This is a genomic window from Litchfieldella qijiaojingensis (genome assembly GCF_014651875.1).
GTDB classification, from domain to species: domain Bacteria; phylum Pseudomonadota; class Gammaproteobacteria; order Pseudomonadales; family Halomonadaceae; genus Litchfieldella; species Litchfieldella qijiaojingensis.
Window position 1 is genome coordinate 22,175 of record NZ_BMXS01000028.1, and the last position, 23,555, is coordinate 45,729.

Annotated in this window: 20 protein-coding genes; 12 read left to right on the forward strand and 8 right to left on the reverse strand. The window is 62.3% G+C overall.

Going from position 1 to position 23,555, the window contains the following annotated elements:
• The first annotated feature begins 97 nt into the window (after positions 1–97).
• The 3 genes from zipA (at position 98) to IE093_RS19555 (ending at position 4,231) form a co-directional block, all read left to right on the forward strand.
• On the forward strand, positions 98–1,693 hold the full coding sequence (gene zipA / locus IE093_RS19545) for a cell division protein ZipA (protein ID WP_189472166.1): 1,596 nt from the start codon (positions 98–100) through the stop codon (positions 1,691–1,693).
• A 229-nt stretch (positions 1,694–1,922) separates the two neighbouring features.
• A complete protein-coding gene (gene ligA, locus IE093_RS19550; RefSeq protein WP_189472168.1) occupies positions 1,923–3,968 on the forward strand; it encodes an NAD-dependent DNA ligase LigA in 2,046 nt (681 codons plus the stop codon).
• Positions 3,965–4,231 (forward strand): YheU family protein, encoded by a 267-nt coding sequence (locus IE093_RS19555; protein WP_189472170.1) that lies wholly within the window; start codon positions 3,965–3,967, stop codon positions 4,229–4,231. The genes ligA and IE093_RS19555 overlap by 4 nt, the downstream gene beginning before the upstream one ends.
• Before the next feature lie 340 nt (positions 4,232–4,571).
• Here the strand turns inward: IE093_RS19555 and IE093_RS19560 are convergent, their stop codons facing one another.
• The 6 genes from IE093_RS19560 to IE093_RS19585 form a co-directional block, all read right to left on the reverse strand.
• Positions 4,572–5,663, reverse strand: a complete 1,092-nt coding sequence (locus IE093_RS19560) for an ABC transporter permease (protein ID WP_189472172.1) — start codon at positions 5,661–5,663, stop codon at positions 4,572–4,574.
• On the reverse strand, positions 5,660–6,616 hold the full coding sequence (locus tag IE093_RS19565) for an ABC transporter ATP-binding protein (protein WP_189472174.1): 957 nt from the start codon (positions 6,614–6,616) through the stop codon (positions 5,660–5,662). Before IE093_RS19565 ends, IE093_RS19560 begins: the two co-directional genes overlap by 4 nt.
• Positions 6,606–7,571, reverse strand: a complete 966-nt coding sequence (locus tag IE093_RS19570; RefSeq protein ID WP_189472176.1) for an HlyD family secretion protein — start codon at positions 7,569–7,571, stop codon at positions 6,606–6,608. The genes IE093_RS19565 and IE093_RS19570 overlap by 11 nt, the downstream gene beginning before the upstream one ends.
• Positions 7,561–8,244, reverse strand: coding sequence for a TetR/AcrR family transcriptional regulator (locus IE093_RS19575; protein WP_189472178.1), 684 nt, complete (start codon positions 8,242–8,244; stop codon positions 7,561–7,563). Before IE093_RS19575 ends, IE093_RS19570 begins: the two co-directional genes overlap by 11 nt.
• 129 nt (positions 8,245–8,373) lie before the next feature.
• Positions 8,374–10,401: a bifunctional tRNA (5-methylaminomethyl-2-thiouridine)(34)-methyltransferase MnmC2/FAD-dependent 5-carboxymethylaminomethyl-2-thiouridine(34) oxidoreductase MnmC1 gene (gene mnmC, locus IE093_RS19580; RefSeq protein ID WP_229803770.1), complete on the reverse strand. Its 2,028-nt coding sequence runs from the start codon at positions 10,399–10,401 to the stop codon at positions 8,374–8,376.
• Positions 10,402–10,539: 138 nt separating this feature from the next.
• Positions 10,540–10,839 carry a YciI family protein gene (locus tag IE093_RS19585; protein WP_189472182.1) on the reverse strand — a complete coding sequence of 100 codons (300 nt, stop codon included), beginning with the start codon at positions 10,837–10,839 and terminating at the stop codon, positions 10,540–10,542.
• Positions 10,840–10,931: 92 nt separating this feature from the next.
• On the opposite strand from IE093_RS19585, the gene IE093_RS19590 reads away from it, so the two are divergent.
• From IE093_RS19590 to IE093_RS19600, 3 genes are all read left to right on the forward strand, one after another.
• Positions 10,932–11,837 carry a PHP domain-containing protein gene (locus tag IE093_RS19590; RefSeq protein ID WP_189472226.1) on the forward strand — a complete coding sequence of 302 codons (906 nt, stop codon included), beginning with the start codon at positions 10,932–10,934 and terminating at the stop codon, positions 11,835–11,837.
• Between the two features lie 67 nt (positions 11,838–11,904).
• Entirely contained in the window at positions 11,905–12,528 is a 624-nt protein-coding gene (locus IE093_RS19595) for an L-threonylcarbamoyladenylate synthase (RefSeq protein WP_189472184.1), read from the forward strand.
• 189 nt (positions 12,529–12,717) lie between these two features.
• Positions 12,718–13,515, forward strand: coding sequence for a 5'-nucleotidase, lipoprotein e(P4) family (locus IE093_RS19600; protein WP_189472186.1), 798 nt, complete (start codon positions 12,718–12,720; stop codon positions 13,513–13,515).
• A gap of 143 nt (positions 13,516–13,658) precedes the next feature.
• On the opposite strand, the gene IE093_RS19605 is transcribed toward IE093_RS19600, so the two are convergent.
• Complete coding sequence (locus IE093_RS19605; RefSeq protein WP_189472188.1) at positions 13,659–14,528, reverse strand: ion transporter; 870 nt, start codon at positions 14,526–14,528, stop codon at positions 13,659–13,661.
• 23 nt (positions 14,529–14,551) lie between these two features.
• Entirely contained in the window at positions 14,552–15,427 is an 876-nt protein-coding gene (locus tag IE093_RS19610) for a CYTH domain-containing protein (RefSeq protein ID WP_189472190.1), read from the reverse strand.
• A 102-nt stretch (positions 15,428–15,529) separates the two neighbouring features.
• On the opposite strand from IE093_RS19610, the gene IE093_RS19615 reads away from it, so the two are divergent.
• The 6 genes from IE093_RS19615 (at position 15,530) to glrR (ending at position 23,426) form a co-directional block, all read left to right on the forward strand.
• Positions 15,530–16,210 carry a TIGR00153 family protein gene (locus IE093_RS19615; protein WP_189472192.1) on the forward strand — a complete coding sequence of 227 codons (681 nt, stop codon included), beginning with the start codon at positions 15,530–15,532 and terminating at the stop codon, positions 16,208–16,210.
• A 72-nt stretch (positions 16,211–16,282) separates the two neighbouring features.
• Positions 16,283–17,548 carry an inorganic phosphate transporter gene (locus tag IE093_RS19620; protein ID WP_189472194.1) on the forward strand — a complete coding sequence of 422 codons (1,266 nt, stop codon included), beginning with the start codon at positions 16,283–16,285 and terminating at the stop codon, positions 17,546–17,548.
• A 282-nt stretch (positions 17,549–17,830) separates the two neighbouring features.
• Positions 17,831–19,144: an amino-acid N-acetyltransferase gene (gene argA, locus IE093_RS19625; protein ID WP_189472196.1), complete on the forward strand. Its 1,314-nt coding sequence runs from the start codon at positions 17,831–17,833 to the stop codon at positions 19,142–19,144.
• A gap of 804 nt (positions 19,145–19,948) precedes the next feature.
• A complete protein-coding gene (locus IE093_RS19630) occupies positions 19,949–21,487 on the forward strand; it encodes a sensor histidine kinase (protein ID WP_229803771.1) in 1,539 nt (512 codons plus the stop codon).
• A 6-nt stretch (positions 21,488–21,493) separates the two neighbouring features.
• The gene (locus IE093_RS19635) at positions 21,494–22,027 is read left to right on the forward strand and encodes a hypothetical protein (protein ID WP_189472198.1); all 534 of its coding nucleotides are present in this window, start codon (positions 21,494–21,496) and stop codon (positions 22,025–22,027) included.
• A 19-nt stretch (positions 22,028–22,046) separates the two neighbouring features.
• Positions 22,047–23,426 carry a two-component system response regulator GlrR gene (glrR, locus tag IE093_RS19640; protein ID WP_189472200.1) on the forward strand — a complete coding sequence of 460 codons (1,380 nt, stop codon included), beginning with the start codon at positions 22,047–22,049 and terminating at the stop codon, positions 23,424–23,426.
• Positions 23,427–23,555 lie beyond the last annotated feature (129 nt).

Genomic DNA, 23,555 nt, shown 5'->3' on the forward strand with positions numbered 1-23,555 from the left:
CATTCAAAAAAAGTGGCCCTTTTTTTGGTAATCGCGCTATGCTGGTGTCGAACGACTTATTCAGGCATGGCGCCTTAGCAAACAGGCAAGACGACCCATGGAACTAAGAGAGTGGCTGATCATCCTGGGGCTGGCTCTGGTGACCATCATCGTGATCGATGGTGTTCGTCGCCTGCAACGCCAGCGTCGAGTGCCCCGACTGGACCAGGTCGATAACGACACGACCGGTTCGAGCAAGGGGGAGGTGGCGGATCCCGAGCAGGCGGCTCGAGACGCCGAGATCAACTGGGAATTGCCCAATGGAGGGGCGCGCGTCGTCAAGCCGGCGTCCTATAGCTCGGGCGGGTCCAAACCCAAGCTGCAGCGGCAGGAACATCCTGGGCCGTCCAAGGTGCTGGCCAGCTGGCGTAACCAGGGAATGGCAGCGGACGAAACGCCGTCATCCTCCGCAGTGTCCGACAAGGCACAGGCCAAGGCCACCAGTACCAAGAAGGCCACCAGCACCGACAATGAATCCCGTCGGAGTGCCTCTTCGGCGCCACCGGCTGCCGAGATGAGCGAACGTCCCGCCGCCGAGTCGGTGCCCAAACCTTCGGCGGATGAGGCACAACCGCAGCCGAGCGAGCCACTGCATACCGAGCGCAGCGAACCGACGCTGTCGGCGCTGGCCGATGACGAGGCACGGCGAAATGGAGAGCCGGTGGTTTCCGGCCTATCGGCCGATCCGCATGATCACGACGAACATTTCGATGCCGAACGCTATCGGCTCGTCGACCTGGATGGCATGACCGACTCCCTGAAATCCGGGTCGGCCAAGATGGGGGCTTCCATGCAGCGGTTCGGGGCTTCGTTGCAGAAGGGCCTGGCCGAACGCAAGGCACAGCGCAAGAAGGATAAGCTCAAGCGTGAGCAGGAGAAGGCCGAACGCAAGGCTCGCGAGGCCAGTCGTCGGCAGCAGGAAAAAGCCGAACGCGAGGCGCATGAGGCGGAACAACGCCAGCGCCAAAAGGAGCGTTCCCTGGTCGAAGACGACTACGACGATCCTTTGTTCACCCCGTCTCGCCGGTCGGCGAGTGATACCACCGAGACAACAGATCGAGAATATCGCGAGGATACTTCGGCCGAGACCTGGCAAATCCAGGAAGAAGAAGCCATGCCACAGGATGGTGTGGTTACGCCGCACCCGATCGTCGAGAAAGCTCTGCGCCACGATGTCAGCGCCGAACATGCCCGCGAAACCCTGAGCCATGCCGAGGAAGTCATCGTCATCAGCGTGATGTCGCGCGACGAGGAAGGCTTCTCCGGCGCAGCGTTGCTCGACCTGATGCTGGCCTGTGGTCTGCGCTACAGCAGCGAGATGGGAATCTTCCACCGCTTCGAGACCGAGGACCCGCATAGCGAGCTGCAGTTCTCGATGGTCAATGTCCTCAAGCCTGGGACCTTCCCGCTCGAGACGATGGCCGACTTCACCACTCCGGGCATCACGTTGCTGATGCCGCTGCCCGGTGCTGCTGATACCGCTGCAGCTTTCGAAGCGATGGTCGAGACGGCCATGGTGGTAGTGCGCCATCTGGGTGGTGAGTTGAAGGATGAGAACCACAGTGTGATGACCGCCCAGACCGTGGGGTTTGCCCGTCAGCGCGTCCAGGAGTTCGAGCGGCGCCATCGGCTGCATCGCTATCAGGCAACCTAGCTGTAAGTTTGAAGTGATAAGAAAGTAAGAAAAACAACCCCGTGAGAGATCACGGGGTTGTTGTTTTGTTGGTAGACTTCGACCCGATGATTGGTTTCGAGCTTCGAGCTTCGAGCTTCGAGCTTCGAGCTTCGAGCTTCGAGCTTCGAGCTTCGAGCTTCGAGCTTCGAGCTTCGAGCTTCGAGCTTCGAGCTTCGAGCCTTTATGGATTCGACCGGGACAGGATCGCATGACCCAGCCTGACAAGGACACTCTCGACGAAGTCTCGCGCCTGCGCAGTGCGCTCGAGGACGCCAACTATCGCTACTACGTGCTCGACGACCCGGCGATTCCCGATGCCGAGTATGATCGCCTGCTGCGTCGCTTGCAGGAGATCGAAGCCGAATACCCCGAGTTGGTGACACCTGATTCTCCCACCCAGCGGATCGGGGCGGCACCCGCCGAGGGCTTTCCCGAGATCCAACATGCCGTGCCCATGCTGTCGCTGGACAACGCCTTCGACGAGGAGGAGCTTGCCGCATTCGTAAAGCGCCTTGGCGAGCGGCTGGAGTGTGATGGCGAGTCGCTCGAATTCTGCTGCGAACCCAAGCTGGACGGCGCCGCGGTATCATTAGTCTACGAAAACGGCATGCTGGTCAGCGGGGCCACCCGGGGCGACGGTCGCACCGGCGAGGGCATCACCACCAACCTGCGCACCCTGCGCTCGATCCCCCTCAAGCTGCGTGGCGATCGTATCCCGACCCTGCTCGAGGTGCGCGGTGAGGTGATCATGAGTCATCAAGGGTTCGAAGCACTCAACGAGAAGGCCCGTGAAGAGGGAGGCAAGGTCTTTGCCAACCCGCGCAATGCCGCTGCCGGCAGCCTGCGCCAACTCGACCCAAGAATCACCGCCACCCGGCCGCTGGAATTCAGTGCCTACCAAGTGGCGCGTACCGAGCCCGATCCCGGTGCCACGACGCATAGCGAGTTGATGGCGCGGCTGCGTGATTATGGCTTTCGTACCAGCGTCCAGCTCAAGGTGGTGCGTGGCAGCCAGGGGCTGATCGACTACTGTCACGCGCTGGGTGAGCAGCGAGATGACCTTGGCTACGATATCGACGGTGTAGTGATCAAGGTCGATGACCTGCGCTTGCAGCGTGAACTGGGCTTCGTTGCCCGTGCCCCACGCTGGGCAATCGCCTTCAAGTTCCCCGCCCAGGAGCAGGTCACGCGGGTCAATGACGTCGAGTTCCAAGTCGGGCGTACCGGTGCTATTACACCAGTGGCACGGTTGGAGCCGGTATCGGTGGCCGGGGTCACGGTATCCAATGCCACCCTGCACAATCAGGATGAAATCGCGCGACTGGGAGTGATGATCGGCGATATGGTCAGCATCCGCCGCGCCGGTGACGTGATACCCCAGGTGGTGAGAGTACTCGAGGAACAGCGACCGTCGGATGCCCGCGAGATCGTGTTTCCCAACCGTTGTCCGGTCTGTGACTCGCAGATAGAGCGCCTCGAGGGTGAAGCGGTGGCGCGCTGTTCAGGTGGTCTGTATTGTCCTGCCCAGCGCAAGGAGGCGCTCAAGCATTTCGCCAGTCGCCGTGCCCTGGATATCGATGGTCTAGGCGAAAAGCTGATCGACCAACTGATCGAACGCGATTGGGTCAAGACACCTGCGGACCTGTTCCGTCTGGAAGCAGATCGGCTCGCCGAGCTGCCGCGGATGGGCAAGAAGTCCTCCGAGAACCTGGTTGCGGCACTGGAGAAAGCCAAACGCACCACCTTGCCGCGCTTTATCTATGCGCTCGGCATACGCGAGGTGGGCGAGGCCACCGCAAGTAACCTGGCACGCCATTTCGGCACCCTGGAGGCGCTGATGCAGGCCGAGATGGAAGCTCTAGAGGCCGTCGAAGACGTAGGACCAGTGGTTGCCGCGCATGTGCACACCTTCTTCCGCCAGGCCCATAACCGCGAGACCATTGATGACCTGATCGCCCAAGGCGTGCATTGGGAAGAAGAGGAGATCGGCGAGCGGCCACAGCCTCTTGCGGGGCAGACTTGGGTGCTCACCGGCACGTTGGAATCAATGACCCGCGACGAGGGCAAGGCGCGGTTGCAGGCGTTGGGCGCCAAGGTCGCCGGCAGCGTGTCGAAGAAGACCGCTGGCGTGGTGGCTGGGCCTGGTGCCGGCAGCAAGCTGACCAAGGCCGAGGAACTGAACGTGCCGGTGCTTGACGAAACCGAATTCCTGCAGCGGCTGGCGGCCTGGGAACGCGGCGAGGCGGCAACATGAGCGGCCGCTTCGTCGAAGTTCCCTACCGCATGCTGCCGGGTGAGACCCTGAACGCCCTGCTCGAAGTCTTCGTCACCCGCCAGGGCTATGACACCACCGACACCGGCGAAGGCATGCGCGGCTGGGTCGCTCAACTCAAGCGTCAGCTCGAACGTGGCGAACTGGTCATTGCCCACGATCTCGAGACCGAGACCACCGAGGTGATGACACTGACCCAGTGGCGCGCCTTCGGCCGCGACCTGGCCGATGACGCGGAAGATTAAACACTGGGGGGGGCTCGCAAAGGCCCTACCCCTCGTGGGAGCGCAGGTTTCCTGCGCGATCCGGCCGCCAGGCCGGTATTCTCGGGCGGTGCCAAACTCATCGCGCAGCGGAGCTGCGCTCCCACAGGGTCCGTAATGGTCCAATGCTTTCGTGGGAGCGCAGATTCTCTGCGCGATCCGGCCGCCAGGCCGGCATTCCTGGGTGGTACCAACCCCCTCGCGCAGCGGAGCTACGCTCCCACCGGGTTTGCAATGGTCCGATGCTTTCGTGGGAGCGCAGGTTTCCTGCGCGATCCGGCCGCCAGGCCGGCATTCCCACGAAGGCTGTTTTGCCGAGGGATCAATCCAGGCTTTTCCGCGTTCGCGCCACCGCCACGCTCAGCATCACCAGCGTAAACACCCCCAGCGCGGCCAGTGCCGGCCACAGTTCGAGCAGGGCGGCGTCGCGCAGCATGATGCCGCGCACCAGGCGCAGGAAGTGGGTCAACGGCAGCAGCTCGGCCAGCCACTGGGCGACCTTGGGCATGCCAGCGAAGGGAAACATGAAACCCGACAGCAAGATCTGCGGCAGAAAGGTGAAGAACGCCATCTGCATGGCCTGAAACTGGCTGCGTGCCAGCGTCGACAGGAAGATGCCCAGCGACAGGCTGGCGAGAATGAACACCAGTGCCGCCAGGTATAGCTCGAGCAGCGAACCGCGCACCGGCACCGCGAACAGCCAGCGTCCCAGGACCAGTACCACCGTGACTTGGATCAGACCGATGCCGACGAAGGGCAACACCTTGCCAAGCGTCAGCTCCCAGGGCGAAACGGGGGTGGCGATCAGCATCTCCAGGTTGCCGTTCTCACGCTCGCGCACCAGGGCAATGGCGGTGAACAGCACCATGGTCATGGTCAGGATCACCCCGATCAACCCGGGTACGGTATTGACCGGGGCACGCCGTTCGGGATTGTAGAAGTTGACTACCTCGATCGGCGCAACTTGTTCTGTCCAACCCTCAGCGTCAGGGACCGGGAAGCGCGCGAGCTGACGCGCCGAGGCCTGCACTACCTGATCGGAGCCGTCGACCACCAGTTGCAGCGCCGGACGGTCGCCGCGCTCCAGGCGCGTCTCGAAGTCCACGGGCAACACCACGGCCACATTGATCTTGCCGCGGCCCATCAGGTCGTCGACCTCCTGGGGAGTTGCGACCCGGTAGCTGAGGTCGATCACCTGGGTGGCCTCGAGCTGAGCCACCAACTCCCGGGAACGGGCGGTATCGGCCTGGTCCATCACCGCGGCATTCAGGTGGCGCACGTCCAGGTTGATGGCGTAGCCGAACAGCACCAGTTGCATCACCGGAATGCCGACGATCATGGCGAAGGTCAGCCGGTCGCGACGCAGCTGACGCAACTCCTTGAGCACGATGGCCAGCATGCGTCGTAGTTTCATGGCGCTTCTCCCGCCGTTTGCCGTGGCTGTCGGGTGGCGGCAACGAAGACGTCCTCGAGGTTGGCGGTGTCGGGTACTAGTCGTGCCTCGATACCGGCCGCTCGAAGTCGTTCGCTCAGTGGCTTCTCCAGCCCCTCATCCTCGACCAGCATGCGCAACGAGGCACCGATCTGAGCTAGGGCGATTACCCCAGGTTGATTCTCGAGCACTTGTTGGGCTTGGCGTGGCCGGTCGCACTCCACCAGCAACGGGCGGCCGGGCAACGCTTCCATAAGTCGCTGGGGGCTGTCGTCGGCGACCAGATGCCCGCGGTCGAGGATCGCCAGGCGCGTGCAGCGTTCGGCTTCGTCCATGTAATGGGTGGAGACCAGGATGGTGGTGCCGGCGTCGGTAAGTTCGAACAGCGACTCCCAGAACTCGCGTCGAGACTGCGGGTCGACCGCGCTGGTAGGTTCGTCCAGCAGCAGCAGGTCGGGCTCGTGCAGCACCGCGCCAGCCAGTGCCAGGCGTTGTTTCTGGCCACCGCTCAAGGTGCCGGCAAGCTGGTGGCGCAATTCCGTTAGCCAGTAGCGGTCCAGCAGTTCCTCGATACGCTGGCGGGTCCGTTCGCGCGACAAGCCGTGGACGGCAGCCAGGAAACCCAGGTTCTCGGCGACACTGAGGTCGCGGTAGAGCGAGAAGTTCTGGGTCATGTAGCCGAGCCGCCGCTTGAGGCCTTCGGCCTCTTTCGGCAGACGCATACCGAGTACCTCGATCTCGCCGCTGGTGGGATGCAGCAGACCGCACAGCATACGCAAGGTAGTGGACTTGCCCGAGCCATTGGGGCCGAGAAAGCCGTATACCTCACGTGGATGCACGTCCAGGTCGAGCGAGTCAACAGCGACCACGGGGCCAAAATGCTTACTGAGACCGCGCACCCGGATCACCGGTGCGCTGTTATCATCACCGGTCATCGGCAAGCTCCGCGCTGATTGGCAGGCCGGCAGGCAAGCGACGAGCCGCCTCTCCCTCCAGCCTGGCCTCGGCGCGATACACCAGGCGGCTGGCATCGTCGCCCACCAGCGCGTAGAAGGGGGTGAAGGCAGGTTCGCTGCGGATGCTTTCCAGATGCGCATCGAATGGTGCTTCGATGCCTTCGACGTGAATGCGTACCCGATCGCCAGGGGCCAGGGTCGCGCGCTGTGAAATTGGGACGAAGATCCGCGCATAGGGTGTTTTGCCCACCAACAGACTGGCCAAGGTGGCACCAACCGGCGGTTGGTCGCCGGGATGGAAGGGCAGGGCATCGACCCGGCCGTTGCGTGGTGCTCGTACGATCAGCCTTTCACGATCGAGCCGCAACTCCTCCAGGCGTGCCTTGGCAGCCGCCACCTCGGCAGCCGCCTGAGCGATGCGTTCCGGGCGCTCACCGCGGATTAGCTCGCGTAGCCGGGCCTCCAGGGCCGCGACCTCGGCGCGGAGCTGGTCGCGGCTGGCACGGGCCTGCTCGAAGGTGGCCTGCGCGATGGCATTCTGGCGTCGCAGCTCACTGCTTCTCCGGTAGTCTCGTTCAGCCTGTTCCAAGGCGGTTTGGGCGCGCTCGAGATCGGCGCGGGCGGCATCGATGGTTTCTTCGCGGGGGCCGTGAGTCAGCTCGGCCAGTTGTGCCTCGGTCCGGGCAAGGTCTCCGCGTGCCGCCTCGAGACGGGCTTCCAGGCGGCGGCCATCGAGTTCGAGCAGCACGTCGCCCGCGCTCACGCGGTCGCCTTCGTCGACTGCCCAGCGCAATACCGGTTCGGAGACTTCGGCGGGCAGTGCGATGCGGTCCCATTCCAGCGTACCCGGCAAGACCGGGGGAGAATCGCTGCAACCGGCCAGTATCAGCAGTGCCAGCAGCCAAGCCGGCCAATGCCGATGTTCAAGGAGCATGATCGGCCTCCAGGCCGCGCGCCAGAAGGGCCAGGGTATGACGTTCGAGCGCGGTGCTATCGAGGTCCTCGCTGTCGAACACCTGTCGCCACAAGGGAGCGGCAGCCAGTGGGAACAGGGTCAGGCCGATCAGCGAAACCACCAGCAGGCGAGGATCGAGATCGGTGTTGAGCCCGCCGGCCTGTTGGGCACGCGAGAAGGATTCGGCCAGACGCCTGGGGACTTGCTCCGCGATACGGTTCACCAGCAGTTCGCGCAGGGTACCGCCTTCGCTGAGCACCTCTCGCACCCATAGCCTGGGCAGCCAGGGGTGATGCGCGATGGTGGCGTGCATGCCACTGACGAAACCGCTCACCAAGGCGCCAGCGTCATCGCCTTGGGCTTCCAGATGGCTGCGGATCTCGCCGACCACCGGCAGCAAACGCTCTTCGATCACCGCGTCGAGCAGGGCTGCCTTGCCGCCGAAATAGTAGCTGACCATGGCTGGCGTCACGCCAGCTGCCTCGGCAATACCGCGCAGGCTGGCCGCGGCGACGCCATGGTTTGCATAGTGCTCGAGGGCGGCATCGAGCAGATGTTCGCGCTGATCGCTGCCGTCACCGCTGGGACGACCCGGCCGCCGCGCTTTCGTTTGCTTGGCCTGACGACGAGCGCGAGGTTTGGGTGTCTTCATGTCTTAATATTTAAATCAACATTTAATTAATTTCAAGAAGGATAAAAACACCGGGTCCTGCCTCGTCTTGGCAGGCCTGTCGTTAGTTGGGAAGCGCGACGCCTTGGCGGAGCTGGCCGAGTGAGAACACTAACTGCCGCGGATCAGCTCGCTGATAATCCGCCGTCCCGGATGCAGGTGGTCGGCCAGTTGGCGCTCCAGCGGCAGCGGTTCGTCGCAGATCCGTGATGCGATCAATTCGGCGCATAGCGGCGCGCTGGCCAGTCCTCTCGAGCCATGCGCGGCGCTGATCCACAACCCCCGGTGATGGGCGCCGGGAATGGCCGGAATGCGCTTGGCGTCCTTGCTCAGAGCGGCGTAATCGACTTGCCAGCGTGCGGTATCGGGGACCGGCCCGGCATAGGGCGTCTTGTCCGGGCTAGCGGCACGCACGGCAGCGCGCCCCTCGAGCCTGGCAGGCTCGAGTTCGACTCCGGCCGCGCGCAATGCCTGCACGAAATGGGGCAGGGTGCGCTCCAACTCTTCGAGGTTGGCGGCATGGTCTGCTTCGCGGATATCGTTGGCGTTATCGTTTGGCGTGAAGGTGGCACCGAAACTGAGTACGCCGCCGAGCGCCGGTGGCACGTAGCCGCCGGCGCAGATGACGCGCCGGAGTTCGGGCACTCCTGGCGGCAAGGGCAGTGCCGAGACCTGGCCACGGACAGGCTGTAGCGGCAGCGTCGCCGTTTGAGCGAAGCGGTTGGCGAGTTCGGCGTTAGCGACCACCACCTGATCGGCCGACAACCTTTCCCCGCCTTCGAGGCATAGCGACCAGCCCGTCCCACTAGGTTCCAGACCCATGACATTCGCTTGTCGAAAACGAATGCCAGGGGTGGTGGCGAGCCGTTCGCAGAGCGCGGCAGGACAGGCCCAGCCGGCCTGCGGATAGTCGAGCCCCCCATGGTCCAGCACGATGCCGGCGCGTTGGCTGGCGCCTGCGGCGTCCACACCCTCGACCACGCTCACGGGAAGGCGATGGGCATCGAGGAAGCGCGCCTGACGGCTGGCCTCCTTGTCACTGGTGGCCAGTTGCAGCACGCCGCAGTCCCGCCACAGGCGGCGCTCGGGGTCGAGCGTGGCCAACCAGCGCCGGCTGTGCAGCAAACCGGCGAGATACACGCGGCTGTGAAGATTGGTCTGCACCGCCAGTTTGATGTAGAGCGCTCCCTGGCGATTGCCCGAGGCACCGGCGCCAGGCCCCTTGCGGTCGAGTAGTGTCACGTCGAGGCCACGACGTGACAGGGCGGCCGCTACGCTGGCGCCAGCCAAGCCGGCACCGATCACCGCTACGTACCGTGCCGGGTGGGCGGCAGGTGGCGTGAACCAGGGGGTGAGGCGACGTGCCTGGTCTTCGGGCGGTGTGGCGATTTCCCCGGCGAGCATCTCGCGTTTGCGCCCGTAGCCGGGCACCTTGCGCCAGGTGAAACCGGCGGCCTTCAGTGCACGCTTGACCGGCCCAGCGCAAGTGAAGGTGGCGAAGGTGGCGCCGGGGCGACTGACCCTGGCCATGGCTTCGAACAGTGCCGGGTGCCACATGCCGGGATTCTTGGCGGGCGCGAAGCCGTCCAGGAACCAGGCGTCCACGTGCCCGTCGAGCTGGGCCAGGCGCTCGGCGCTATCGCCAAAGTGCAGGTCCAGCGTCACCCGTTCGTCGAGCCATAGGCGATGCACGCCGACCACCGGTTCGGGCCACTGCTCGACCAGGCGCTGTGTCTTGGTGGTCAGGTCCGGCCAGGCGGCAAGCGCACGCACCAGGTCTTCACGAGTCAGGGGATACTTCTCGGTGGACACCAGGTGCAGCCGTGCCGACGTGGGAGCGTGCCTCTCGAAGCAGGCCCAGGCGCAGAGCATGTTGAGGCCGGTGCCGAAGCCGGTCTCGCCGATCACGAAGGGGCGTGTCTCCCGCCAGGCGGCGAACCGTCGCGGTAGATCGTTGGCTTCGATGAATACGTGTTCGGTTTCGGCACGGCCGTCGTGGCGCGAAAAGTAGACATCGTCGAAGGCTGTGGAATGGGGCGCTTCCAGGCCGTCGGCATCGTTCTGGCGCCAGTCGAGATGGGCGGGTTCGAGGGCGGTCAGTGGTGGCAGGGACGCGGAATGGTCGGGCGAGGCAGGCAAAGGTGTCTCCAGGGGCGAGAACTGATCAAAAAATGGCCGATAAGCACGGAGCGCCAGGCCATCACGCCTGGCGCAAGTCGTCCGCGCCATTTCAACAGAGTTTTCCACAGTCCCTGTGAAAAAACCGCCTGTGGAAAACTAAGGAAGAACCTTCTTGAACGGCTTCACCGTCACCTTCGCGTAGACCCCGGCAATCACGAAGGGGTCGGCATCAGCCCAGGCCTGGGCACTGTTCAGGTCGTCGAATTCGGCGATCACCAGGCTGCCGCTGAAGCCGGCTTCGCCCGGGTTCTCGGCATCGATGGCCGGGTGCGGACCGGCCAGCACCAGCCGGCCTTCGTCGCGCAATTTCTCGAGTCGTGCCAAATGGTCGGGACGTGCCGCCAACCGTCTTTCCAGACTGTTCTTCACATCTTCGCTGATGATCGCATAGAGCATCGCAGTGGTTCCTCGTTAAGGCCAGGATTGACCGGGTCGCGCTGGGCGCGCACCATGGTGAACCTATTTTGACAAAGACGCTTGCCGGCGTCATGCCAATGATCTTGCACTCCGAACTGCCTGCCAGCCTGGCCGAATGCCAGGGAGTCGACCTTCACATGCATTCCACCGCCTCCGATGGTGCCTTGTCGCCTGTCGATCTGGTGGCACTTTGCCATCGGCGTGGTCTGACTCATATGGCGCTCACCGACCACGACACCGTGGCCGGTGTCGCAGCCGCCGCGTCGGCCGCCGAGGCGCTGGGGATTCGCTTGCTGCCGGCCACCGAGCTGTCGTCGCAGTGGCAAGGCCTCAATATCCATGTAGTGGGGTTGCTGCCTGGCGAGGCCCAGGGTGCCCTGTCCACAGGGCTCGAATCGCAGGCACAGGCTCGTGAGGCGCGTGCCGAGGAGATTGCGGCGCGTCTCGAGAAGGTGGGGTTGAGCAATGCATTGGCCCGTGCCCGGGAACAGGCCGGCGAGCAGCGTCCATTGGGGCGGCCGGATTTCGCCCGAGCTCTGGTCGACGCCGGATTGGTGCCGGACATCGCCACGGCCTTCAAGAAACATCTGGGCAGTGGCAAGCCCGGCGACGTCAAGGCGCATTGGCCGTATCTTTCCGAGGTGGTGGAGTGGATCGTCGACTCGGGCGGAGTGGCCGTGCTGGCGCATCCGTTGCGTTATGGTTTGACCCGGCGCAAGCGTGGTCTGCTGCTCGATGCCTTCCGCGAAGCCGGCGGCGAGGCCGCCGAGTTGATCAGTGGATTCCAGAACGCCGATGCGACTCGGGACCTGGCTCGTCAGCTCGATGAACGAGGCCTCTACGGCTCGCTGGGCAGTGACTTCCATTTTCCGGGCGGCCCTGTGGCGCCAGGCGCCATGAGCCCGGTACCGCGCACCGCGGTGGCGCCGGTGTGGACGCATCCGCGTCTGTCCACATTCGCGGCCAGACTGAACTAGGCTGGTACGAAATAACAACGAACATGGCCGCCATTCCCGATTTAGAGTCGCCAAGGAGAGACCGACGATGACGCAGTTCTTCCAGATGCACCCCGAGAATCCCCAGAAGCGTCTGATCGACCAAGCCACGGCCATTATCCGACAGGGCGGTGTGATCGCCTATCCCACCGATTCCGGTTATGCCCTTGGCTGCCATTTGGGAGAGAAAAAAGCGATCGAGAAAATCAAGTGGTTGCGCTCATTGGATGACCGCCACAACTTCACCCTGGTGTGTTCGGACCTATCCGAGATCGGTACCTACGCCAAGGTCGACAACGCCGTCTTCCGTCTGCTCAAGACTCACACGCCGGGGCCCTATACCTTCATCCTCAATGCCACCACCGAGGTGCCGCGCCTGTTGCTGCACCCCAAGCGTCGTTCCATCGGCGTACGGGTGCCGGATCATCCCATTACCCTTGCCTTGCTCAGGGAGCTTGGCGAGCCGCTGATGAGTGTGACCTTGATTCCTGATGGCGAGGAGCTGCCGATGACCGACCCCCAGGAAATTCGCAACCGCTGCGGCGCCCACCTGGACCTGATCATCGACGGCGGTGCCTGTCACCTCGAACCCACCAGCGTCATCGACCTGCGAGAGTTGCCACCGGTGGTCATCCGCGAAGGCCGGGGAGATATCAGCCCCTTCCAGATGTAGCCCCCAAACCACTTGCTGTCATGCATCGCTCGCGCCCGGCTTTTGGCCGGGCGCATTTTTTCATGGCGCTTGTCAGCCGGATGTTCGTCAAGAGGAAGCGTCGAGTCGTAATTAATTTGAATGATCAATAAAAATAAACTACGGTCATTTGGCAGTCTTTTCCCCTTGATGATTCAAAGGAGATCCTTGATGGCGACGCGTCATAGCAACAACAAACTTCCTGCTGTCTTCCTGGCTGGTCTGGCGATGGCCTCGACAGCCGCTACCGCTGGGGCAGCAGAGCCGGCCACGAATCCCGACGAGCCGACACTTTGCGCGCAAGCCGCCTATACCATGGGACTGCGCTATCAGCAGCAGTCCGCCGAAGTGGCGGCCCTTCAGCGTCAAGGCTTCACTCTGGCCTCCCTACGACTCGAGCAGCAGATCGCCCAACACGGTGAGGATGCCGACCTGGCAATCATCACCGACCTGGACGAGACCGTGCTGGACAACAGTGCCTTGTTGGCTCGGGATATGGCCAACTGCCACGACTACACGACCTGGGATACTTGGAAACACTGGGAAAGGGAAGGTGAGCCGCGCTTGATCCCGGGCGCCAAGGAATTCCTCGATTTCGCCGACGAGAACGACGTGGCGATCTACTATGTCTCTGATCGTTACGACGAGAACAAGAACGCCACCATGGAAACCCTGCAGACGCTGGGATTGCCACAGGTATCCGAATCGAACGTGCTGTTGCTGGGACCGCCCAAGCAGGAGCGGCGCGACTCCGTGGCAGAGAACCACACCGTGGTCATGCAGCTAGGCGACACGCTGCACGATTTCTCCCACGATTTCGCCGGCGTTCCGCTCGATACGCAACGTCAGCGGGTCACGGAGAACACCGAACGCTTCGGCAGTGACTGGATCGTTTTCCCCAATGCCACTTATGGCAAATGGAGCGATGCCACCCTAGAGGAGTGGGATGCGCCCCTGCGGACCGAGTGACCTTCCTGATTCACTACGCTTTGTCTGAAAACCGGCTGCGCTCGCCGACTTTCGGGCAAAACTTAGAACTTTAGCCAGCAAGGCGAGGTATCATGCCAATAACGCGCCCTCACGTCTTGTCGACGGGGGGCGCGCTGTCGTAGTTAGCCCTGGGGTCCCGTGGCATTGGGATCTTCGCTTTCCTCATCGAGCCAGGTGCCGCACTGCAGGCAGTACTTCGCGCGCTTTTCGTGGCGATCGTGACCGCAGCCAGGACAGGCCTCGTCGGAGTAGCGTTCCTCACGGATCGAACGGATCACTTGTGCGGAAAATACCCCGGTGGGCACGGCGATGATCGAATAGCCGATGAGCATCAGTATCACGGTGATGGCCTTACCCAGCGGTGTGATGGGGACGACGTCACCGTAGCCTACCGTGGTCAGGCTAACGATGGCCCAGTAAATGGATTGCGGGATGCTGGTGAAGCCGGCTTCCGGTGACTCGATCAGATACATCACCGAAGCGAAGATGGTCACCAGCATGAAGATGCTGAAGAAGAACAGGAAGATCTGACGCACGCTGCGCCTGAGAGCTTCGAGCAACAACCGCCCTTCGCCGACGAACTGCATCAAGCGCAGCACGCGGAAGATGCGCAACACCCTCAACAGGCGCACCACCACTAGTGAATGCGCACCGGGCACGATCAGCATCAGCCAGGTGGGCAAAATGGCGATCACATCGATGATGCCGTAAAAGCTTCTAAGGTACTGGAATGGCCGTTCCAGACAGTACAGACGCACGGCTAGTTCCAGCGTGAAGAGCAGGGTGAAACCCCATTCCAACCAATAGAACCAGGTCCCGTATTGCGTTCGGAAAGCGGCTACGCTGTCGAGCATCACGACGCCGACACTGGCCAGGATCGCAATGATCAATGCAACGTCGAAGCCCTTGCCCAGTGGCGTGTCGGACTCGAAGATGATCTGGAAAACGCGGGTCCGCAAGCCTTCTGCCGCGGGTTTCAGGGTCTGTTGCACGCTGTTCTCCTGTGCTCGATGAGTCATTCAGCGTCCCGAGATGCGGCTCGGGTGAGGGCAAGGAATTCCTGACCGAAAGCGAGGGTCAGCCAATCCGCGCGTGCCAAACGATTGGCGAGACTCCTGGCCAGTTGGCGTACTTGCGAGTTGGCTTGGGCATCGCTCAGGGTGGCCAGGTGCATCAGGGCATGGTGCGCTTCGCTCTTGAAGTGGCTATCGCCGCTATCGGTGTAGGCGTCGAGAGCAGCGATGACGTACTCGACATATTCTGCGGCGGAACTTGGCCGCTCCAGTGGCCAGTGCCCCGTCAACAATGCCGTGCCACGTGCCGCCTTGCTGGCATTGGCGGGTCGCAAGGGCACCCACTCGGCAAGCTGCTCGGCCAACTGCCACAAAGCCTCGCTTTCCCCCTCCTTGAGTTCCAGCTCTAACTCGTTGATCGGCGCATGTCGCTCTCCGGCGCGGATCTCGCCCCGGTCGAGAGCCAGTTCGATGCGGCTGCCGTCCACAACGAGCACGCAGGTCTGGCGCTGGAAATCGGTGACGAAACGTGGTGCCAGGCGAACCAACGTTCCGGAGGGTAGATCCCGCATGGGCGGCAATTCGGCCAGCCCCTTGAGGTCGAGCTCGTCACCATCGATAGGCCATTCCCACTCGCCGCGTATCGACAGCCCACCGCGTCCCTGGCCACTGGTCTTCAGGGTCTGCAGCCGGGCACTCGGTGTGCGCCGTATGCGCAAGGCTACCCGGGCTTGCTCAAGGGTTGCTTCCGGGGTGTCGTAGTAAGTGTTGCGCAGCACGGTGACGGTAGGTATGTGTTTCGCCAGCAACGGGTGGTCGGCCAACCGTGGGGTGCTGGCATCGGCCAGGGCAAGCTTGAGTTCGATTTCCTGGCTCATGGGTGATGACCCTCTTTATGACGATTCGGTGAATTTTTCATGACGACAGTGCACTCAGTCACTATACTAAGCGCCGCCATTCCTCAAGCACATAAGCGTCTTATGGTAACTACCAACCCATTTTCGGCGATGTTCGGTCGCTCGCCATTCCAGCCATTGCTTGCCCACATCGTCAAGGCCAATGAATGTGCCGATGAATTGCTGCCATTCTACGAGGCGGCACTGGTCGGTGACTGGGAGGCCGCGGCCCGTCATCGTGAAACCATCACGCGTCTCGAACACGAGGCCGACGAACTCAAGACCGAGTTGCGCCTCAATCTGCCCAATACCCTGTTCCTGCCCGTGTCGCGCTCCGATCTGCTCGACCTGATCAGTGTGCAGGACAAGATCGCCAATAAGGCCCGCGATATCACCGGCATCATGCTGGGCCGGCGCATGCAGATGCCAGAGGCTTTGGCGCAACCGATGCGCAACTATCTGCACACGGCCGTGGCCTCGGTCGCCCAGGCAAGGAAAGCGCTGGAAGAGCTCAAGGACCTGCTCGAATCCGGCTTCGGCCGTAATGTCTCCGATGTCATGCAGAACCTGATTCGTGAGCTGCATGTACTGGAACATCAGGCCGACGACCAGCAGGTGGCGATTCGCCGCCTGCTATTCGAGCTGGAGAGTGAGTTGCCGCCAGTGGACGTGATCTTCCTCTACAAGATCATCGACTGGGTCGGCGAACTGTCCGACCGCGCCGAGCGTGTCGGCAGCCGCCTGCAGATCCTGACCGCCCGATGAACTAGCCCGCTGACATCAGCGGGCTAATGCTTTCCACCCGACTTGTCTACACCCACATAGGATCCATTCCCTATGTCGATCATTGTGCAGCACGCTGATACCTTCATCATCCTGGCTTGTGCCTTCGGCTTCTTCATGGCCTGGGGCGTGGGGGCCAACGACGTGGCCAACGCCATGGGCACGTCGGTGGGTTCCAGGGCCATCACCATCAAGCAGGCGATTATCATCGCCGTGATTTTCGAGTTCCTGGGGGCCTGGTTGGCCGGCGGCGAGGTCACCGAAACCATCCGTAAGGGGATCATCAATCCCTCACTGCTCGAAGACGATCCCCAACTGCTGGTATATGGCATGCTGGCCTCGTTGCTGGCCGCCGCGACTTGGTTGTTGATCGCTTCCATGCGCGGCTGGCCGGTGTCGACCACCCACTCCATCGTCGGCGCCATCGTCGGCTTTGCCATGGCGGGGCTGGGTCTGGAAGCCGTGGGCTGGGCCAAGGTCGGCCAGATCGCCGCAAGCTGGGTGGTGTCACCGCTGATGTCCGGCACCATCGCCTTCATGCTGTTCAAGACGATCCAGTATCTGATCTTCGAGAGCCGCAACCCGGTTTCATCGGCCAAGCGTTACGTGCCGATGTATATCTTCCTGGTCGGCTTCATCGCCGCCATGGTGACCCTCAACAAGGGGCTCAAGTACGTCGGCTTCGATCTTGGCTTCGGCGAGAGTGCGCTGTATGCCATCCTGTTCGGCTTCCTGGTGATGGGACTGGGAGGCTTCCTTGAAAGACGCGTCAGTTCCGAGAAGCGTCACGACGATGTCTTCGGCTTCGGCGGTGTCGAACGTGTCTTCGGTGTGTTGATGCTGTTCACTGCCTGTGCCATGGCCTTCGCCCACGGCTCCAATGACGTCGCCAACGCAGTGGGGCCGCTGGCGGCGGTCATCAGTGTGGTCTATAGCGAGGGAGTGATCGATCCTACCGCTCTGGTGCCCTGGTGGGTGCTGGTGCTGGGCGGTGGCGGCATCGTCGTCGGCCTGGTCACCTATGGCCACAAGGTCATCGCCACGGTGGGCACAGGCATCACCGAACTGACCCCGAGTCGTGGCTTTGCCGCCACCTTGGCCGCCGCCACCACCGTAGTGCTGGCTTCGGGCACCGGCTTGCCGATCTCCACCACCCACACCCTGGTCGGCGCGGTGCTCGGCGTGGGACTGGCACGTGGTATGGCGGCACTCAACATGCGCGTGATCGGCACCATCGTCATGTCATGGCTGATCACGCTGCCGGCCGGTGCTACCCTGGCGATCCTGTTCTTCTTCATGTTCAAGGGGATGTTTGGGTAACGGGCCACGAGCGGCGAGCAACGGGCTACGAGCCACGAGCCACGAGCCACGAGCCACGAGCAACGGGCTACGAGCGAGACTTCTGCCCGAAGCCCGAAGCCCGAAGCCCGAAGCCCGAAGCCCGAAGCCCGAAGCCCGAAGCCCGAAGCCCAAAGCCCGGAGCCCGGAGCCCGAAAGGCGGCACCACCTTCGGGTGGTGCCGCCTTTTTGTGGCCTCTGTTATAGTCGTTAGCGATACACTTACATGACGTTTCATTCACCACTGCTGCCGGAGTGCGGCCCTTGAAGACTCGCTTTCCTTTCGTCGACTGGTTTCGTAATTCATCGCCTTACATCAATGCACACCGTGGGCGAACCTTCGTGATCCTGATCGAGGGTGAGGCCATGGCGCAGGGTCGAGGCGAGCAGTTGATCCAGGATCTGGCGTTGTTGCATACCCTGGGCGTGCGGCTGGTAGTGGTGTTCGGCATTCGCCCGCAGGTGTTGGAGGCGCTGACCGTGGCGGGCATCGAACCGACCCGCCATGACGGACGCTGGGTGGCCGATACGGCCATCATGAGTCACGTCGAGCGGATTGCCGCCGAGCAACGCCTGTGGTTGGAAGCACGGCTGTCGCTGGGCCTGCCCAACACGCCGTTGCATGGCGTCGAGTTGACGGCGGTGTCCGGCAACCTGGTGATGGCCAAGCCGCTGGGCGTGCGGCAGGGCATCGATTTCGATCATAGCGGCGAGGTGCGCCGGGTGCGGGCCAATGCCATCCAGGGGCTGCTCGAGCAGGGATCCCTGGTGCTACTACCCCCGCTGGGCTTCTCCAGTACCGGCGAAGTATTCGACCTGGACGCCGCCGAGGTCGCGCAACAGGCCGCAGTGGCGTTATCCGCCGACAAACTGATTCTGCTCGGCGAGGCCGATGGTCTGCACGACGAAAGCGGCGCGCTGCAACGCCAGCTTACGCCCGCCGAAGCCGAACCGCTGCGCCACCAGGCAATACCGGGAAGCGAGCTGGCGCGCCACCTGGGGGCTGCCTGTGCAGCCGCCCGGCATGGCGTGGCGCGTACCCATCTGCTCTCCTGGCACGACCACGATGCCTTGCTGGGGGAACTGTTCACCCGCGATGGGGTGGGTACCATGATCACCCAACATCGCTACGAACAGCTCCGTCCGGCCGAACTCGGCGACATCGCCGGCTTGCTCGAATTGCTCGAGCCCTTGGAGCGGCGCGGCATGCTGGTGGCGCGCTCCCGTGAACGCCTGGAGCACGAGATCGACGACTATCTGGTGATCGAGCGCGATGGCATGGTCATCGGGTGCGCCGCCCTGCATGTCTTCGCCGACGATACCATGGGCGAGCTAGCCTGCGTCGCCGTGCATGCCGACTACCGCGGCGGCGCGCGTGGCGAATTGTTGCTGGCGGAAGTCGAGCGTCGCGCGCGGCGCCGGGGGCTGACCAGTCTTTTCGTGCTCACCACCCATACCACCCACTGGTTCTTCGAACATGGCTTTCGCCTGGCCGAGATCAAGGCACTGCCACCGCTCAAGCGCGATACCTACAATCATGCGCGCAAGTCGAAGATCCTCATCAAGACCTTGGCCTGAGATGCCATTGGTGGGGCACTGTTGCCGGCGATATACATGCCATTGTGAGTGTCTCCAAATGGCAACGATGTAACTTACTGTTTTTAAACATGTTTTAGTTTTATCCTAAAAGCGTGTTGGCGTTTGGCGACATTTTTGCCTCCGTAAACCCCCGTTTGATAGGGCTCTGGCACGTTCTGTCTTTTGCGTGCCATTTTTTTGTTTAATAACTAATTGTTTTTCATGGTTTTTGAAAAAAGATGGCATGCCCTTCGCAATATATAGGATGAGCAACGGGAAGCGATTCAAAACGGCTCGAATCACTTCCTGATCGACTCGGACGGGACAGGCCACCACCCTGTGCAACCTGGTCAGAAGAGTCGATCTGCGTCTGCTCCACGCGATGTGTGACTTAGGTTGCGATGAGACGGGTACCGCCGACAGGCAAGGAAGAGTACCAGAAGGGCAAGGATGCCCTGGCAAGGACGCCTCTCCCCTTCGGGGGATCGAATTCAGCAAGCGCCGCCGTCAATTTCGGCTGAGGCGACGCTTCACAGGACGAAGCCGGGTGGTTCGCTGCCCGCATGTCGATGACAGCCCCTGGCAGGCGTAACGTCATGGACATGGCTTCGGGGCCTCGGGCCCATTGTGAATGCCGATAAGTGTCTGGCCAGGCAGACAGTTCTAGGCATTCTCATACCCTTCAGTTCCCTGCGTACCTTGGGCCGGCCATGCCGGCCCTCTTTTTTTCTGCCGATTTCAGGACGGCAAGAGGGAAAAGCTCGGGCACACGAGACAACTCTGTTATTCTGAGTGGTAACTTGCATGACTTTGCCTCTGTCACTACTGCATAGAACACTGGTCATGACCACTCAGGCCTCGCGCCGCTGGCGCCCACGATCCTTGCTGCAACTGGTTCTGTTGGCGTTCATTGTCGTCATGTTGCCGCTGGGCGTGTTGATGTTTCAGGCTGGTCAGGCGCTTTCCGAACTGACGCGTCTGGCCGATGTCAGTGCCCGTCAGGCGATGGAAGAAACTCGCCGCGCCCGCGCGTTGTCCTCGCTGGCACTCGAGATGGAGCGCAGCGCCCGCCAATATGCCGTGGTCGAGCAAGAAGACCTGCTCAACATCTACCTCGAACGTGCCGACGAATTCGGCGAGCTGCTGATGCAGCAACGTCGCCTATTGCCCGATGACCCTCATGTACTGGCGCTGATCGACCAACTCGAGGAACTCAAGGCGTTGCCCGAACTGCCCCTGGAGGAGTTCCGCGAGCAGTTGCCGGTTTTTGCCACTTTCTCCGCGCATACCAATGCCATGCGCGACGCCACCAATCGCCAGATCGACAGCCGGATCGACGGCATTCGCGAGCGAGCCGGCAACGTGCAGACCCGCTTGTGGTTGCAGACCGCGGCGCTAGTCTCGGCGAGTCTAGTGCTGATGCTGCTATTTACATGGCTGATCATTCGCCCGATTCGCCAGCTCGAGTACCGCATCCTGAGCTTGGGCAGCGCGACGAAGACGACGACCCAACAGCACATCCAAGGGCCGGCAGAGCTGGTCAGCCTGGGCGACCGGCTGGACTGGTTGTCGTCGCGCTTGTCCGAACTAGAGGCCCAGAAGCAGCAGTTCCTGCGTCACATGTCGCATGAATTGAAGACCCCGCTGGCCAGTGTCAGGGAGGGGACGGCCTTGCTCAGCGATGGGGTCGCGGGCGAATTGACGCCACACCAGCGCGAGATCGTCGAACTGATCGATGCCAGTGGCGAGGAGTTGCAGAGACTGATCGAACAATTGCTGGACTACAACCTGCTCCAGCACAATCGTGGCATCGAAGTCGAACGCTTCGATGTCGCCACGGTGGTCAAGGAGATGCTGGCCAAACATCAGCTGGCGCTCGAGCACAAGGGCATGCAGGTGAGGTGGTTCGACGGGCCGCTGGAGTGGCAGGCGGATCGCACCGCGACGGGGCGCATCGTGGATAACCTGCTGTCCAATGCCATTGCTTACGGTGAAGATGGCGGACGGCTGGAGATACGCGGACGTCGTTTCGGTACCTCGTTGATACTCGAGGTGGCCAACAGCGGCGAACCGATTCGGCCAGAGGACCAGTCGCGGCTTTTCGAGGCATTCTATCAAGGGCGGGCGCAGCGCAAGGGGCCGCTGAAGGGCTCCGGCATCGGGTTGTCGGTGGCGGCCGACTGTGCACGAGCGCAGCACGGTTGCCTGGAGTTGGCCGACGACGATCCGTTGCCTGTGTGTTTCCGCTTGACTCTCCCTTGGCACCCGCCGCGACTCAAGGCAGATGATACGAATAAGGCGCTATCGCTGACAGCGGACGAGAGCGTCAACGCAAGGAATTGATGTCCTATGCATTACCGTATTCCGATGGGCCTGTTGGCAGTAGCCCTGTTGGCAGGTTGTCAGTGGCTACCCCAGACGTCCGACATGGCTGAGCAGGAATCAATGGAAGAGATGGCATGCGAGGAAGCCATTCCGACCTTGAAGGAAAGTGATTGCCTGGTCGATGCCTGGGTTGGCTACGGGCTGGCCTCGCAGCGCGGGGACCGCGAATGGCGCGAGCAGACGCTCGAGAAGTTGCAGGGCGAAGACAGTCATTCGCGTTTGGCGCGTGCGGTGGTGCTGTCATGGGGTAGCGAGCGCCAGTGGGATCAGGCCGCGGAAATCCTGCGGGCCGACCTGCATGCGGCACCCAGTGACCTGCAGCCGCTGCTGCGCTATTGGCTCAATGAATTGGAAGGCCGGAGGGCGATGACCGAGCGTCTCGTCAGCAGCGAGGCGGAGCGTCGCCAATTGGCCGCGGATAACGAGGAGCTGGCCGACAAGCTCGAGGCGCTGACGGCCATCGAGCAGAGCATTAATTTGCGCCAGCAATCACCCTGAGCAATGTTGGAGTTGGAACGTGAAGCAAGTCGCCCATATTCTGCTGGTGGACGATGATACCAGCCTGTTGAAATTGTTGGGCATGCGCCTGGAGAGCCGGGGGTTTCGCGTCACCACTGCCGAGAGTGGCCGCCAGGCGCTGGAATGCCTGGGGCAGGTACGTCCCGATCTGGTGCTATCGGATCTACGCATGGACGAAATGGACGGCCTGGCGCTGTTTCAGGAGGTCCAGCGCCGTGCACCCGGTCTGCCGGTAATCATCCTCACCGCGCATGGCTCGATTCCCGACGCCGTAAGCGCTACCCGTCAGGGGGTGTTCAGTTTCCTGACCAAACCCGTTGATCGCGACGAACTGTTCGCCGCCATTGACGAGGCATTGAGTCAGGCCCCTGGGGCGAGCGATGCCGATAGTGATTGGCGTGCCGACATCATCACTCGCAGCCCGCAGATGGAACGTATCCTAGAGCAGGCGCGCATGGTCGCCGCCTCGGATGTCAGTGTGCTGGTCACCGGGCCTTCGGGGTCGGGCAAGGAACTGCTGGCCAAGGCCATCCATCGGGCCAGTCCGCGCTCATCCAAGCCGTTCGTGGCCATCAACTGCGGTGCCTTGCCGGAACAACTGCTGGAAAGCGAACTGTTCGGTCATGCCAAGGGTGCCTTCACCGGCGCGATCAGTCAGCACCAGGGGCTATTCCAGGCCGCCGACGGTGGCAGCCTGTTCCTTGACGAGATCGGTGACATGCCGCTCACCCTGCAGGTCAAGCTGCTGCGCGCCCTGCAGGAGCGCCAGATTCGCCCCTTGGGCTCGACCACCTCGGTGCCCATCGACGTGCGCATCATCTCGGCCACCCACCGCGACCTGGACCGCGCCATGCGCGAGGGCGATTTCCGTGAGGATCTCTACTACCGCCTCAACGTGGTCAACCTCAAGCTGCCGGCGCTCAAGGAGCGTGCCGAGGACGTGCCGCTGCTGGCCAAATATCTGGTTGGCCACGCGGCCGAGCGTCATAAGCCCTTCGTCAAAGGGTTTTCGCCGGAAGCGCTCAACTTGTTGGCTTCCTCGGCCTGGCCGGGCAATGTCCGCCAACTGGTGAACGTGGTGGAACAGTGCGTGGCATTGACCAGTTCGCCGATCATCCCCGAGGCGTTGGTCGCCCAGGCGCTGACCGCCGAGGAGAACGCACTGCCGTCGTTCAACGAAGCCCGTGCCAGTTTCGAACGCAGCTATCTGATTAAGGTGCTCAAGATCACCGAGGGCAACGTGACCCAGGCAGCGCGTATCGCCGGGCGCAACCGTACCGACTTCTACAAGTTGCTGGCCCGGCATGAACTCGAACCCGGTGCCTTCAAGCCCGGTGGCGAAGCCCCCATGGGCAGGGCGTATCACATGTCATCATAAGGATACCGCCACAGGTCCTTGACCAGTCTCAAGTCGTCGTAGATCGCCGGAATCGTTGACCAATGATGACGGTGTTCCTTTGTGTACATGAAATAGACACTAATGTACACTACGGTTTTGTAGCCAGCG